Consider the following 15,777-nt stretch of genomic DNA (forward strand, 5'->3'; position numbering starts at 1 on the left):
ATGTTGGAAAACCTGGTCACTCATTACGGCTACCTGGCCTTGTTGCTGGGAACCTTTCTCGAAGGGGAAGCAATTTTAGTCATTGGCGGACTGATGGCTCATCAGGGATATCTGTCTCTTCCGTGGGTTATGACAGTTGCCCTAATTGGGTCATTTGCCGGTGACCAGTTTTACTTCTACCTGGGGCGAAAAAAAGGTCGTTCACTGATTAAATCACCCTCCATGCAATCAAAATTGGAAAAAGTATTCAGATTGATTCAGAAACATGAAAACTGGCTTATAGTGGGTTTTCGCTTTATATACGGCATCCGAACCATTACACCGATTGCTCTCGGGTTATCGAGGGTGTCCTATCTTAAGTACTCGTTATTGAACTTCCTGGGAGCGCTGGTCTGGTCGATAACAATTACCCTGGTCGGTTACAGTTTCGGGCATCTGGCTGAAGGCTTAATGGGCGATCTGAAAAAATATGAAGAGATCATCTTGATCATTGTCATTGCCGTTTTTATAGGTGGATTACTGATTCACTGGCAACTGAAACGCCGCAGCCGTTAATTTCCCTGGCAGCCACAGAACATACTGCGGCTGCCCTTATAACAAGGCTCTACTTTAACGTTGGGTACGCTTCGTCAGAACCAAAATCCCAGGTACTGGTGCTCCAACCACTATAAACAGCGGTGGCGCAATTGCTGTCTCCCGGTGTCTGTGGGCACTGCATTTCAGCGGTACTTAGACCAGTACCCCCCGAACTGACTAGTTGCCCGGTTGTACTGTTGTCCCAGTAACTTTTAGAAACATTAACCTGATTGGTATACATATCGTTGGGATCATAACTGTCCTGACTCAAACCAATCAGACCTCCGGTACTGGCGACACCAGATACCGTTCCACTGGAGTATGTTTTGGAAATATTAATGTACGCAACCTCGCCCTCGGCATAAGCGAAACCAATCAATCCACCAACCTGAGCCAATCCAACCACACCACCCTGAGCATATGAATCACGAACGACAAGATTGACCCAGTCTTTGGCATGTGTGTAGCCTATCAATCCACCGACATTATAGGCTCCATCAACACTGCCTGTGGCAGAAACTTTGGATACCTTGGTAATGGTTTCGTTATCGGCAAAAACTTTTCCAACCAGCCCACCAACGTTGCCATTGAGCGCAGATACATCGCCATTGGCCTGGGTTTTTTCAAGAGTCAGGGAACTCTCAAAACCATAACCATCAGTCGCACCTACTGCGCCACCAATATAATCATCTCCAGACACACTGGTATCTGCTGAATTACCGGAAACGATAATACTTCCGCTATAGTTCTTATACTGAATTTTGCCTACCAGCCCGCCAACATAAATATCTCCGCTGGACTGCCCCTGGGCATAGCTGTTATACACGCCAATTGCTCCCAGCGCGGCAACGTCAGCGTAGCCAATAACTCCGCCAACATAGTTCTCCCCGTTAACAACAGCATTGGTATAACTATCACCAATATCGACATAGCCGTCCATCGACGCACTTACCCGGCCAAGCAGTCCACCAACGTATTTTTCACCCTGAACAGAACCGCTCACAGAGCAGTCATCAATCAACACCGTGGTATAACTGGTTAGCTGTATACGTCCTAATAATCCACCTACCCGGTCAGCACCGGTTATGGAAGTCAAGGCACCGTTAAAATGGACGCTTTTTATTTTGGCACTGCCTTTTACCACCCCAAAAAAACCGACATCATTTTCATAGGGACGATTGATATATAGATTCTTAATGGAATAACTATTACCGTCGAAATTAGCGCCGAATGGGGCGCTGTCAGTACCGATGGGGATCCAGCCTTCACCTAAGTTCCAAAAGCCGGTTTCGTCGTGTAATACACCGTCAGCATCGGTATCAAAATCCAGGTCGTTAGCCAACTCATAGCCTTTACAGCCGGTGCTTGGGCAACCAGTGTCATTGGTGCTACCACTGGCATCCGTAAAACCGGTTCCATTCAGGTTATAGCGCATTTGATCCAGTTCTGCGAGCGTTTCAATCTCAATCAGACCATCGTCGTCCAGGTCGACATCAGCAGCATTGACGGCTTGTGCAGTGGATACTGTGAACGCAGATGTAACTGCACAGATAGCAATAAGGTGAATACGGGTGATTGGGGTCTTTGACAAGACGCGTTTCATGATTACTCTCCTTCCTTAGCAAATCGGATGTATCAATAATTATTTTAAGCCATCCTTCGACTTCGAAACCTGAAATTGGCCAATTGCAAACCAGAAAGCATAATTCCTCGACATCTTGCGAACTGAACTATAAAGCTGATCAAGCGAAAAAGTAAATCCCTGATAATTGGTTTGCTTGGAAACCGCTATAAAAAAGACAAATTTTTACGAACAGTGTTAATTTTTCCGACAAGTTCAATAAACAAATTGAAAGTTATCATGACCCCGATATGCATGGATGTTCTAACCCTTATTTATGCATCACCTTCTGCCGCCAATAACCGCCATGCCACACCTGCGGCAGATGTACGATTTTCCACTCCAAGTTTGGGAAAAATCTGTTCCAGATGTTTATTGACAGTACGAGGGCTAATGGTCAGAATTTCACCGGTCTCCCGATTAGTCTTACCGTTCGCAATCCAGTACAACACTTCTGCTTCCCGAAGAGTCAGGTTAAGGGTTTTCTTCAACAGTTCAGCTCCCCCAGGACGCTTGCCATCCAACAGTTTTAACAGCCACAATCCGTTACTCTGGCGGCCAATTATGCGTACCAGTAATGGGTAATCTATCCTCTGCACAGATAATTGCAAACCAACTTGTGGCTCATGTTCCAGCCAGTTCCTTAGTTGTCCGGAAAACTCCTGCTGTTGCCGGGATTCGGTGATGGCGGCTTTAGCCAGCAATGCATAAGATTCAGGAGTCGCCCAATGGATTTGTCCCTGGGTGGTAGCTGTTAACAGGTGCTGACCGGTGCTGTCCAGAGCGTGATGGGCGCTGTTGGTCAGTCGTGCATTGTTAAGATGCACTTTCATACGGGCAATCAATTCGTTGGGTTCAATAGGTTTTACAAGATAATCAACACCACCGCATTCGAGCCCTTTGACAATGTCATCGGTGTCTGAAAGACCGGTCATAAACAATACTGGAACCGATGCCAATGACGCATCCGATTTCAATTGACGACAGGTCTCAAAGCCATCCATATTCGGCATAACAGCGTCCATCAGAATGATATCCGGTTTGATTCGTTGTGCTATTTTGATGGCCTGCCTGCCCTCCAATGCCACCAAAATGTCCATATTTAGAGGTTCGAGCGCGTCGTTGATCAGACTCAGGGCATCAGCAGAGTCGTCAACGACCAGCACAACATCATTACGGGTAACTTCATTCATACATTACTCCAGAATTCTGATCAGCTGTTCAAACTGAAAATGCGCACTCAATTGCTCCAGGCGACGTTGTAATTCGACAGGAACAAGCTCATTTTCAGCCATTTCGGCCAAGACCTGATTGACCCCCCTTGGGTAACCCATCTCAGCGTAGGACCTAAGCTGGCGGATCAGTTCACTATCCGGAATCACTATCCCGTCAGGAACGGTGGCGGTGGCGGTGGCGGTGGCGGTGGCGGTGGCGGAAATTTTCTCCTCGATTCCGGTTTGGTATATCCACTCCAATGCCAGACACCCGGCAATTTTGTCCAGCAGTTCTGTGGTCCCGACGGGTTTAACCAGATAGGCATTATAGAGATGATTACCGGTTTCAAGTACCGAAGGTATCCTGGCGTTGGCGGATAACATAATGATGGGCGCCTCAACACCATTATTGCGAAGTATGCCAGCCAGCTCCAGTCCATCGATAACTGGCATAGAAACATCGAGAATAAACAAATCCGGAATCAACTGCTCCAGCATGGTTAAACAAGTACCGGCATTGTGTGCCTCCAGGATGGTAAAACCGAAAGGCATCAACAAATCAGACAAAAAGCCTCGCACAACCGGATCATCATCCACCAGACAGATGCATTGTCGCCGACCAAGATAACCCTTAATAACACGCCGCACCGGTTCCACTGTCTGGACATTGATCCACGGCAGCATCAAGCTGACCTTAAAGCAGCTGCCCCTACCGGGTTCACTGTCAAGCTGGATATCCCCACCCATGATATCGGTCAGCAGTTTTACTATGGTCAAACCCAGTCCGGTACCCGGAATATTAGGGGTTTCTATATTCCGTATACGCTCGAACGGCTCAAATATTCGCTGCTGCTGTTCCAGCGAAATACCAGGGCCGCTGTCAGTAATGGCAAATTCCGCTACCTGATTTCGGTAGTGGATATCGAATGTAACCTGCCCGTAAGTGGTGTATTTGATAGCATTGGATAACAGATTGATTAGAATCTGGCGGAGACGTTTTTCATCGGTTTTAACCACGGATGGCAGTGGGTTATGAACCCGGCAGACAAAACTGATATGTTTACTGTTTGCCTGCATCGCAAACATATGCTCCAGCTGTTCTATCAGCTCCGGCAGTGCCACCTGCGACATATTCAGTTCCAGCCGTCCAGCCTCAATTTTGGAGATATCCAACAGGCCTTCAATCAAGTCTGCCAGGTAACGACCACTGCGTTGAATGATTTTAAGCCCCTGCTCATGCCCCGGTGGAGTATCTTTCTTGTCAGCCAATAATTGCGCGTATCCCAGAATAGACTGTAACGGTGTTCGCAATTCATGGCTAATACCGGTCAGGTAGCGGCTTTTCGCCAGGTTAGCCTGCTCTGCCAGCTCCTTGGCCTGCTGCAGAGCGCGATCTGTTTTTTCATGGGCCTGAACTTCACGGGTAAGTTTTCGGGTCTGGCGATTGGACTCCTGCTGGGCAACGAGACGACTTTCATGAGCCAATAAAAACAGCCAGCTGACGACACCGGTCACGATCATCATCACCACAAACAATATCCAGATCATTTGCTGTAGTAACTCTGCGGCCTGAGGAGTATCGGGCTGCATGTGTCGGTAAATGACGGCTAGTACAGAAATGTTCAGCAGGTTTACGACGATTAGCAAACCGCCAAAACGCCCTAACCGGGAGTTTAGCCATCGTACTGCGGTTGGCGGCAAAAACAGCTCCAGAAAATCCACTATTTGATGGGAGATCCGTGCGTGCGGTTTGCAGTTATCCAAACAACGAACATCCAAAGAGCAACATAACGAACAGATGGGTTGCGCATAGACGGAACAAAAACTCATGTCTTCAGATTCAAATTCGTTCTGACAGATACCACAGGTGATAACACTGCCGGTATCGGATTCGTCATGCGATGCTGTTGATCCGATAATCGCTATCAACTCCGGAGACTGACGCGCCAGATAGTAGCGCCCTTGTGTCAACCAGGCGATTAATGGAACACAGATAAAGCACACTCCGAGACTGACAAAATGACATAACTGCTTAGCAACCTCACCAAAAACTCCGAGGTAGCAAATCATGCCGATCAGAGTTGCCAGGAACATCGAGCCAGTCCCAACAGGATTAATATCGTATAAGTGCGCTCGCTTGAACTCGACCATCGCCGGACTCAGCCCGAGGGGTTTGTTGATCAACAGGTCTGCAGACAGTGATCCCAACCAGCTGACCGCAACAATGGCAAACACGCCCAGAATAGCTTCCAATGCCCGATACATACCCAGCTCCATCAACAGCAGTGACAACGCAACGTTGAATACCAGCCAAACGACCCGACCAGGATGGCTATGAGTCAGACGGGAAAAAAAATTGGACCAGGCGATTGAGCCGGCGTAGGCATTGGTCAAGTTGATCTTCAATTGTGAAATGATCACCATCAGCGCCGCCATTGCCAGTGCACCGTATTCGGAGTGGATCAGATATCCAAAAACCTGCTGATACATGCGGGTTGGATCGGTGGCTTCGGCCAATGTTGCTCCCTGGTTTACAGCCAGATAAGCCAAAAATGATCCCAGCAACATTTTTATCATACCCACCAATACCCAGCCGGGACCGGCCAGGATTAACCAGAACCACCAGCGCCTGCGGTTCTGCCGGGTTTTGGTTGGCATGAATCGTAGATAATCCACCTGCTCACCTATCTGTGCAACCATGGCAAAAAATACTGAAGCCGCTGCCCCGAACAGCAGAATATCGAAATGATCACTGCCAGCAGTCTGCACTGGTGCATAAGCAGCCCAGTCATCCAGACTGTTCCAATCGTATATCACCGTGACCAATAGCGCGGAACATTGCAATGCCAGCCACAATCCCTGAGTACCAATCTGAAACCGACTGATTGCCGAAATGCCTTTTATTACGATGGGAATCACCGCCACCGCGCAGAGAAAATAACCGACGGCCAATGGAATACCGAACAACGCCTGTAGTGCAGAGGCAAGTATGGCGGCCTCAATGGCAAAAAAGATAAAGGTGAAAGAGGCATAGATCAGCGATGTGATTGTCGACCCCAGATAACCAAACCCCGCCCCACGGGTCAACAGATCGATATCCAGACCATGTTTGGCCGAATAATAGGTAATCGGAAAGCCGGTGATGAAAAACAGCAGACAGACCACTACCATGGCTATCACAGTGTTGATAAATCCGTAATTCAGGGTGACCGTAGCAGCAATACCTTCAAGCGCCAGAAACGCAGTAGCACCCAACGCGGTGCTACCCACCCGTTCGATACTCATGTGCCGACCTTTACGAGCGGTGAAACGAAGGGCAAAATCTTCCAGAGTCTGATTGGCGACCCACTGATTATAGTGACGTCGTACTTTCAGAATTTTTTGTGAAGGTAGAGAGTGTTTTTCAGTAGTCATCAATGGTTGCCATATCACCAAATTAGTGCATACCAGCCTCCAAGCCCATGGGAAGAACGCACACCGATGAGGCGACCATCCCTCAAGCGCCTCCTTGATCAGAGATATGACCTTACAGCAGTGTTTGTGCCATTCCAGCGGTATGAACTTGGATGGATTTCGGCAAACCGTTTGTTGAATCCGATATTACGTCGGACGGATGAATTTTTTCCGTGCCTGATCGACGAGTGCCCGGCTTAAACAACCTCTAGCATGATCGTTGATCAATCCCATGGCTTGCATAAACGAATAAACAGTTGTCGGGCCAACAAACTTCCAGCCCATTTTTTTCAGAGTCTTTGACAACGCCTCAGACTCAGGAGATTGAGACACTGACTGTGACTCAGGCAGATCATTCTCTTCGGGTTCATGGCGCCAGAAAAAGGCCGCCAGTGATCCTTCCTGCTGGGCCATTTGCCGCGCACACTGGGCATTATTGATAACAGCTTCGATTTTTCCACGATGACGGACTATGCCTTTATCCTGCAACAATCGATCAATGTCTTTTTCCGTAAAGTGGGCCACTTTATTAAAGTCAAACCCGGAGAAGGCCCGACGGAAATTTTCCCGTTTTGCAAGGATTGTTCGCCAACTCAGTCCTGACTGAAAACTCTCCAGGCACAATTTCTCAAACAACCGCTGATCATCCGCAACGGGAAATCCCCATTCCTGATCATGATATGGCAGAAATTCATCTGGTGCGGCACTGCACCAACGACAACGTTTGTGGCCATCCGGCCCGATAAACAATTCACTCATAATATTTGACTCATCAGAATTGGCTGACGTCAGGAGCACACTTCTCAGACTTGATACACTCATCCTGCCCCCCCTCATCAGGTCATTGTGACAAAACAGACCCGAAAAAACACGGCTTTTAAAACTATGTCTGACTATGATTGCGGGCCATTGTCACCATTAACACGATAAAAATTGATTGGTTCATGTCCATTTCTGAATCAAGGCGTTACATCAACAGGTGTCAGTCACTACAAAGAGGTATATTTGATGTCTATTACCTTATCAGGATACAGAGCCTGATTGATGCTGCAATAAAACCGCTCGGCGGATGGCGTGGTGGAAAAAGCCAGTAGCGGTGCCAAACTCATATAGTCGTATCGAACATAAACCCCAATGCTATGAAGAAATTCGTCAGGTAAAGGCTCTCCTGGTATTACGAATGTAAACCGCTTATTACGATAGTTTCTTCGTAAAACAATGCCTTTTAATTTGGTTGGTTGAATAGGCTTAGAATTAATAGAAATCGTTTTGGTATTCAGATTAATCGCGATCTTTCGTGAGGCTTCATATGCGAAACCCACCGAAAGCAGTGATATTATGCCCAAACATATAAAAGTGGCTACCAACACCGAGAACAAACCAAAGCTCCTCAAGTTTAAGATGAAATAACACACCAAAATTAATAGCAGAGTGAAAATTGTTAAAACGATACTGTGTTGTTTTGTACGGCTGTAATGATCAACTGCAGACTGGCTAAATGAGAACTCAAACGTTTGTGTATCCTCATCTACCGAATATTTGCAAGAGGCCAAGATATCGTGTTCCAGATCTTTGATGACATTTAAAACATCCAAAACTTTATTGTTCATTAGCAGACTGCTCGAAAAGAAATCCAATTGTTCTGTTATCTTTTTTATTGACAGCAATAGTATGCATAAATCGGAATCTTTCAATGGCCAGATTCTCAGAACCTGACACGTCACTGGACAATGTGCGTAATGATTCAGAAAGGCTGTCTCTTGAGGCGTGGCTTGTACGGGAGATAACACAAATTCAGAGCTCTGACCCTTTATGAGAAATGGTCGAGATCAACGCAGTAACAAGCAGTGTGGTCGACAGCGTACAACGAAAAACGGCCGAAAAACGGCCGACAACCGGCCATAAACAACCCTCTGAATAATAACTCACATTGCCAATGATTCAGAGAAGCTTTTGATTATCGAATCAGATGAGTCGCCTGCTGTCGGTTAAGTTCCTGAAGCAGTTCTTCACGGGCAAAAATACCTGCGTAGATCTTGTCATCCTCTTCTTGGGTATTGGTACAACCATATCCCAGCAGTTTATATGCAACTCCGAGATCTCCGCGGGAAATCGCAGCCTTAAACGCATTATGGCCATGCACATCACGGATATTTGGATCTGAGCCGGCATCCAGCAAAACCTGAACTGCTTCCTCACTACCGTAATACACCGCAATCATTAGTGCGGTATGGCCCTCCTTATCGACATCATTGATCGGATATCCGTAATCAATAAATGTCCAAAGCATTTCCACATCGTTGTCACGAGCCGCAATGAAAAAATACTGCTGTAACTTCTGGTCAGCATTAAACATTGTCTGCATTTCGTCTGACATCAGCCCTTCTGCCCGGATCAATCCACTGGCTAACAATACGACGCTGAGTATTATATATTTCATAACATGACCTTTGCGCGCTATCACAGCAGGCAGGTAAAGTTTTCTTTCATGGTTCCTGCCAGCATGGTTGTAAATAACTGGATGATAATTTTCTCCCTAAATCTGAACGCCAGGCAGATATATCGGAATACACCCAAAAGTATGGATGATTACCACCGTTCAGTACATTTTAAAAAACTGAACATCAGTTTCTATTTTTTCAAAGGGGTCTCTGAAGAATAGGAATAGTTTTGATGCAGGCGAGGAAGCACCACTCGGAAAACTGCAGTTTACGGGCGTAAATGAGGATTTGCGAGGGTGCTGTTAACAATATCCTGCGTAACAACAGGCCATTTTTCAGAGGCTTTTTACAGGTTTAGGTGCCAGTCATGGCACTCGCCACCAAACAATGTCAGCCATCAAAATGCTTTCAACTGCCATGATCCGGATGTCTGCGCAAGGGTGGATGCCAACCAGGGAAGCAGGGTCTGCAATTGTTGCTCTAGTACATATGGCGGGTTAAGTATAATCATGCCACTACCGGTCATACCATAGCCGGATTGATCAGCTTCAATACTCAATTCGGCGCAGAGTCCAGGCACGCCCATATGGCTAATTTTTTCATGCAATACATCGACGCGCTGACGATCAACAATTGGATACCAAAGTAGATAAACTCCACTGTTAAAACGCTTACAGGCTTTTTCCAGTGTACTGCACACCAGATCATAGTCCCGCTTGATCTCATAGGGCGGATCTATAAGAACCAGCGCCCGCCGTTCTTTTGGGGGCACGATGGAAATCAGCCCCTGATAACCATCTGCACCAAATACACGGGTGCGCCGGTCACCTTGCATCAGTTGTTTTAGCTGATGCAGATCGGTTGGATGCAGTTCGTGGAGCATCATCCGCTGACCCGACGTGAGCATCGCCTGCGCAATCATAGGCGAACCGGGATACAAGTACTCATGCTGATCATTCACCGACCGTATCAGAGCCACAAAATCACTGATCATCGGCGGCAGAGTTTCTGCATCGTACAGCTTCTGAATACCGGTGAGGTATTCTTTGTTCTGCTGCGAATGTGTCTGGTTCAGCTGATACATACCCGCACCGGCATGCGTATCAATATAAACCAGCGGCTTGTCTTTTTGGGTCAGATACTCGGCAACCAGATACAACGTCAGATGTTTGAGAATGTCGGCATGATTTCCAGCATGAAAGGAATGTCGATAACTTAACACTCGGGCTCCCGTTTTTTAATCAGTGTGTTATTCAAAACGTGACTGGTTTCGATGCCGCATCCCGACAGGATAATTTCAATCATCATCTCGGTCGCCAGTTCAAATTCTGTCTGATCCATCTCATGTCCCAGTACTTTGCTGGTCTGGGCTGAAAAATCTGCATAATGCTGTGTCGCCCCCCAAATCAGAAACAACAGGTGGTGAGGATCGATGGCTTTCATTCGTCCCTGATCAATCCAGTTCTGGATCACCTTTGCCCGCTGATTGGTCCAGTCAGCATGGGTCTGTTTTAAATATTGGGACAAATATGGAGCACCGTGAATGATCTCGCTGGCATAAATTTTAGAAGCTTTTGGATAAAGGCGGGAAAGCTCCATTTTGGACCGGATATAATTGGCAATGGCTTCGGCTGGATCATCATCCGCAGTCACGTGGTCGAAGGATGAATTCCAAAGATCAAGAATACCAGCCAGTACTTCATAGTAGAGATCTGCTTTCCGTTTGAAATAGTACAGCACATTGGCTTTCGGCAATCCGGCCTTATCCGCAACTGCCTGTATCGTCGCGCCTTTGTAGCCGTGAGATACAAATTCATCTTCTGCGGCACGGATGATGGCCTCTATATTCTGACGCCGGATCCGGCTGTCTTTCTTACTTTTTGTGTTTGCGTTTAGTGCAACCCCATCTTGCTTTTTTATCATAGGTTTCTTATCCACCTCAGAGGTATGATGCCTGCGCTCTTGATGGTCATTGTGACAATAATTCCAAAAAGGGAATCATCCAAAGCTGTCCCTGGTTATCCGCTGATCAGGCCATTCTCCAGGCAACTCTGGTAACACGATGCAGGTCAGGTCGGTGACTGGTATACATTCCCAGGTACTGAACCCGGTTTGCAGATGATCCGATGTTTATGAGTAAGCCTTCAGCGTGAAAACAGTTTGATGCTCAGTGATTCCGTAACCAGCCGACAGCATACTGACAAATAACCAAGATGCACAGAGAAGACATGAAAAACATAGACATACAGAATTTGCGCGGTGATCAGCTGCACATCAGTCAATGGCATATTGAATCCAGTCAGCACTGGTGTCTGTTGGGGACAACCGGTTCCGGCAAAAGCCAGCTGGCACGAATCCTCGAACAGGACGATGCGATAGAGTTTCAGGCAGATGCATTGCAGCTACCGGAATCCTGCGTGTGTGTCGGCTTTGAAGCACAAATGGCACAGTTGGAAGCCGAGCTGTACGATGACGATACTGACTTTATGGAGCAACTGGATTACGGTCACACCGGTCGTGAGATTCTGGCGGGCACCGGGGCCGATGAACGCGATATTGAGACGCTGATACATCAGTTTGGTATCGAGTATCTGATGAACCGTGGTTTTCGGATATTGTCTTCAGGAGAAACCCGCAAACTGCTGATCGCCAGAGCCATGCTGACAAAACCCCAGCTGCTCATTCTGGATGAGCCATTTGAAGGCCTGGATCGCCAATCCTGCGCGCAATTGACGGAATTTCTTTCCATCCTGAAAGACCGGCAGGCCATCATGATTTTTGCCAGTCAGCTGCAGGATATTCAAGCATGGCATACTCATGTGGCAGTACTCCATCAGGGGCATCTGCTGTTACAGGGCAAAAAACCATCGGTACTGGCCGATGATACAATTCAGCGATTGTTCCATTTTGATTCCAGCCAATTGCCTGAGCTACCGCCGGCACTGACACCGGCAGCTCATTTTGACCCGATACTCAGCATGGAAAACAGTCGTGTTCAATATGGCGATACTGTCCAGTTTGAGCATTTGAACTGGTGCCTGCGCCCCGGTCATCACACTCTGGTTTCTGGTCCGAATGGCGCGGGAAAATCCACGCTGCTGCAACTGATTACCGGTGATCATCCGCAATGTTTTAACAATGGCCTGACGGTCTTCGGTTATCGTCGCGGCAGTGGTGAAAGCATCTGGGATATCAAGAAACATATTGGCCTGGTATCCGGCTCACTGCATCAGGACTACCGTGTTCCCGGCAATGCCATCAGCGTCACTGCATCCGGATTCCACGACAGCATTGGTCTGTATCGGCCGGTGTCTGCCAAAGAAAAGGATATTTCCATAAAGTGGCTCTCCATTGTCGGATTGGCAGACAGAGCCAATCACCCGTTCCGCAGTCTATCCTGGGGTGAACAACGGTTGGTATTAATCGCCCGCGCACTGGTCAAACATCCGCCGCTGTTGATTCTGGATGAGCCCACCCTGGGTCTTGATGATCAGAACCGTTTTATGGTTTTGGCCTGTCTGGAGCGTATTGCTCAGCTGAACACCTCTACGATTCTGTTTGTCAGTCACCGTCAGGACGAACAATTACCCGTATTCAATTCCCATCTACAATTTGCCGCCCATGATGGCCCTGCGCTGTATCACATCGTACAGAGCCATCCCAACGACAATCCTGCGGACGTATAACCAACTCGGTGAATACCATTTGTCCGCATCATACTGGCCGGGCTGGCCAATGCTGTTTTTACTTCAGCCCCATACAATTAGTGTAATAACTAACAGTGGCCGGCCAGTCGGAAAAGACACCAACCACCCCCACCTGCTGAGCCAGTACATCCAGCAACTCATAGGCCATCCCATCTGCGCTGGTAATATCGGTAATAGACTGATAATACCAGCCACCGCCACGACCCAACGGACCAGAACGTTCTAAAGTCCAGGTGATAATCTTAAGGCCAGCTGCTCGGGCTTCTTTGGCATAGGCTGATGGCACGATCCGTCCATGCTCGGAAGTTACCAGCATCCATAATGGCGGGGCAATGTAATTAACCCCCATGTCCTTCAATGCCGGCATTGATGGGTGTAGGGTGTCTGGATTCATCGGATCAAATCCTTCCTCACTATCCCGGCCATCCAGATAGACAGCCTGTTTACCAAACTCCGGTTCGTTTTTTATCCAGTAAAGAATGTCATCAAGATTGAATGACTGAGCAAAGACATCCTCGGGTGGCACACCGGCGTCTTTGTATTCGTCGATCATTTTCTGAGCATACTGCTGCTGGGTGAAACCGTTGAACGGCATGTCTACCGATGGTGCTTTCAGTTCAGGTGTAAATTTCACCCCAAGGGTTTTAAACAAATGAATGGATTCAGCATGAGTCATCAGGGTTCCGGTACTGGCGGCATACAGATCTGTACGCCAGTTCGGGGTAGCACTCATATATTGTTCCAGACCTGTGGCAGTGGCATCTGCTGCATCCATCTTGCCTTTAAGAGATTTAAATTCTGCCAGCGTAATGTCACTGGTACGACATTCAGCACTGGCTTTTTTACCCTCACCCGCCGGCGAAAAAGGTTGTGTACATTTGGCCGCCAAATCAGTTGCCAGAATATTGGTGGTGGTATGCAGGTCCGCCTGACTGTGACGGCAAACCAATTCCTGATCCGCAGTGAAGGTAACATCGCATTCAATGATCCCCGCTCCCATTCTCGCAGCAGCCAGATAGGACTCACGCGTATGCTCAGGAAACATCATCGCAGCACCACGATGACCAATAGAAAACAGGGTTGGCTTGAAGTCGCGATCAGAACAGGACAGCAGTTTTTCCTTCAACGGGCTGTTATGCATTTGCTGTATCAAAAAATAAGCCGGGGTCCGAGTTCGACGACGGCAGCAACGGTTTGTCCGGCAACTATCGAAACGGCTGTTAACCATAACGTCCTGGATAAAAATTTCATGGCTGATCCTTTGTCAGTTTTGAGTCGGAAGCCATAGAGTTAACGGAAATTGATTGCAGTATCGTGAAACAGATATCAGGAAGAAATAAGCGAAGAAACGATACCGGCCCCAAACGGGGCCGGCAGAATAAACCATTTAGTGATGATGATGACCACCCGGTCCATGAGCATGGCCATGGTGTATTTCTTCATCAGTAGCATCACGCACTTCTGTCACCTCAACATCGAAGTTCATTTTCTTCCCGGCATAGGGGTGATTGGCGTCCAGATCCACAGTCTTTAAACCGACTTTCAGTACCGTCACATCACGCAGGCCGTCCCGGGTATTCAGTTCAACGACCATCCCCGGCACCAGTTTGCCTTTGGTGGCGATATGCTTGCGCGGCACTCTAACCGGATCTGCCTGCTGAATTTCACCGAATGCTTCTGCCGGTTCCAGCTCAACACTGAACTGATCACCGGTTTCACGACCTTCCAGCGCTTTTTCCAGGCCGATCAATAACTGACCATATCCGTGCAGGTACAACAATGCTTCAGACTCACGGGTATCTTCCAATACTTCATCACGCCCCACTTCCGTCATTTTGAAGTGAAATGACACAACTTTATTTTTTTCTACTTTCATATGAACCTCTGTCGATGACACAGTCCGACTCATGGGGACCTCACAGTGTCATACAGTGAAATGCGCCGGGTTTGATGCTGCACCGGGCATGGAAATTCCAGTGCCACGGCCGACAGTTTCATCCCTTCGCGGTTTTTATTGCCTTTGCCATATTTGGGATCACCCATGACCGGATACCCATAATCGGCAAAATGGCGTCTAATCTGATGTTTGCGCCCGGTCTCTATCCAGACATCGACCTTACTGGAATTGTTTTCTGGCGTATATTTAACGAATTTGAATCGGGTCAGCGCATCTTTTCCATCAATCTGAGCGCTGATGGTGCCTTCCGTAGTTTTTTGGCTGAGATCTCCCAGAACTTCAATACGATACTGTTTATGGATCAGGGAATCCTGAAACAATCGATTGAAATATGTCGCTGCTTTGCGGTTATGAGCAATGATGATCAGGCCACTCGCCTCACGGTCAAGACGATGAACGAGATACACTTCCCGTTTTGGGTTAAACGCCAGTTCAACCTTGCGCAGCAGCGAGGTGTGATCGCCCCATTCATTTCCCTGGCTGAGCATGCCGGCCGGCTTATGCCATACGGTGTATTGAACCTCATCGCGCATCAACGCGGGTTTGGGAGGCCGAATCGAGAGCAGTTGTTCGTCATAATACAGCTCCAGAATATCGCCAACTTTCAGGTCGCTCATGGCTCTGCGTAAACGTTTTTTGGGGGCAGAACCTCTCTGTAGCCAGACGGCCCCTTTATTCATTACGTCCTTCAGGCGCGACTTGGAAAGGTTGACATTTTCCACCAGAAATTCGATGGCAATCAGAGGATCACCAAGTTCAACTTCCAGCGCTACATCCAATTTCAATGATTCTTGCATCAATAGACTTC

13 protein-coding genes are annotated in these 15,777 nt (G+C 47.7%); 2 read left to right on the forward strand and 11 right to left on the reverse strand.

Translation table 11 applies throughout. From position 1 onward, the window contains the following. Complete coding sequence (locus tag ACQY6I_RS14030) at positions 1 to 555, forward strand: DedA family protein (RefSeq protein ID WP_428242118.1); 555 nt, start codon at positions 1 to 3, stop codon at positions 553 to 555. Positions 556 to 604: 49 nt separating this feature from the next. Here the strand turns inward: ACQY6I_RS14030 and ACQY6I_RS14035 are convergent, their stop codons facing one another. The 8 genes from ACQY6I_RS14035 to ACQY6I_RS14070 form a co-directional block, all read right to left on the reverse strand. Beyond that, entirely contained in the window at positions 605 to 2,179 is a 1,575-nt protein-coding gene (locus ACQY6I_RS14035) for a hypothetical protein (RefSeq protein ID WP_428242119.1), read from the reverse strand. Between the two features lie 293 nt (positions 2,180 to 2,472). After that, positions 2,473 to 3,390 (reverse strand): response regulator transcription factor, encoded by a 918-nt coding sequence (locus ACQY6I_RS14040; RefSeq protein ID WP_428242120.1) that lies wholly within the window; start codon positions 3,388 to 3,390, stop codon positions 2,473 to 2,475. Between the two features lie 3 nt (positions 3,391 to 3,393). Next, a complete protein-coding gene (locus tag ACQY6I_RS14045; RefSeq protein WP_428242121.1) occupies positions 3,394 to 6,825 on the reverse strand; it encodes an ATP-binding protein in 3,432 nt (1,143 codons plus the stop codon). Between the two features lie 186 nt (positions 6,826 to 7,011). Continuing rightward, positions 7,012 to 7,623, reverse strand: coding sequence for a DNA-3-methyladenine glycosylase I (locus tag ACQY6I_RS14050; protein WP_428242122.1), 612 nt, complete (start codon positions 7,621 to 7,623; stop codon positions 7,012 to 7,014). A 230-nt stretch (positions 7,624 to 7,853) separates the two neighbouring features. Continuing rightward, positions 7,854 to 8,474 (reverse strand): hypothetical protein, encoded by a 621-nt coding sequence (locus tag ACQY6I_RS14055; RefSeq protein WP_428242123.1) that lies wholly within the window; start codon positions 8,472 to 8,474, stop codon positions 7,854 to 7,856. Positions 8,475 to 8,821: 347 nt separating this feature from the next. After that, on the reverse strand, positions 8,822 to 9,304 hold the full coding sequence (locus tag ACQY6I_RS14060; protein ID WP_428242124.1) for an ankyrin repeat domain-containing protein: 483 nt from the start codon (positions 9,302 to 9,304) through the stop codon (positions 8,822 to 8,824). A 398-nt stretch (positions 9,305 to 9,702) separates the two neighbouring features. After that, complete coding sequence (locus tag ACQY6I_RS14065; RefSeq protein ID WP_428242125.1) at positions 9,703 to 10,527, reverse strand: 23S rRNA (adenine(2030)-N(6))-methyltransferase RlmJ; 825 nt, start codon at positions 10,525 to 10,527, stop codon at positions 9,703 to 9,705. Then, positions 10,521 to 11,228 carry a TetR/AcrR family transcriptional regulator gene (locus ACQY6I_RS14070; RefSeq protein ID WP_428242126.1) on the reverse strand — a complete coding sequence of 236 codons (708 nt, stop codon included), beginning with the start codon at positions 11,226 to 11,228 and terminating at the stop codon, positions 10,521 to 10,523. Before ACQY6I_RS14070 ends, ACQY6I_RS14065 begins: the two co-directional genes overlap by 7 nt. A 305-nt stretch (positions 11,229 to 11,533) precedes the next feature. Here ACQY6I_RS14070 and ACQY6I_RS14075 point away from each other — a divergent pair, with 305 nt between their 5' ends. Further along, positions 11,534 to 12,991: an ATP-binding cassette domain-containing protein gene (locus ACQY6I_RS14075; RefSeq protein WP_428242127.1), complete on the forward strand. Its 1,458-nt coding sequence runs from the start codon at positions 11,534 to 11,536 to the stop codon at positions 12,989 to 12,991. Positions 12,992 to 13,049: 58 nt separating this feature from the next. Here the strand turns inward: ACQY6I_RS14075 and ACQY6I_RS14080 are convergent, their stop codons facing one another. The 3 genes from ACQY6I_RS14080 to ACQY6I_RS14090 form a co-directional block, all read right to left on the reverse strand. Beyond that, complete coding sequence (locus ACQY6I_RS14080; protein WP_428242128.1) at positions 13,050 to 14,153, reverse strand: glycerophosphodiester phosphodiesterase family protein; 1,104 nt, start codon at positions 14,151 to 14,153, stop codon at positions 13,050 to 13,052. Between the two features lie 246 nt (positions 14,154 to 14,399). Beyond that, on the reverse strand, positions 14,400 to 14,888 hold the full coding sequence (locus ACQY6I_RS14085; RefSeq protein WP_428242129.1) for an FKBP-type peptidyl-prolyl cis-trans isomerase: 489 nt from the start codon (positions 14,886 to 14,888) through the stop codon (positions 14,400 to 14,402). Positions 14,889 to 14,917: 29 nt separating this feature from the next. Further along, positions 14,918 to 15,766, reverse strand: coding sequence for an RluA family pseudouridine synthase (locus ACQY6I_RS14090; protein WP_428242130.1), 849 nt, complete (start codon positions 15,764 to 15,766; stop codon positions 14,918 to 14,920). Between the last annotated feature and the right edge of the window lie 11 nt (positions 15,767 to 15,777).

Source organism: Gynuella sp. (assembly GCF_050297175.1).
Taxonomy (GTDB): domain Bacteria; phylum Pseudomonadota; class Gammaproteobacteria; order Pseudomonadales; family Natronospirillaceae; genus Gynuella.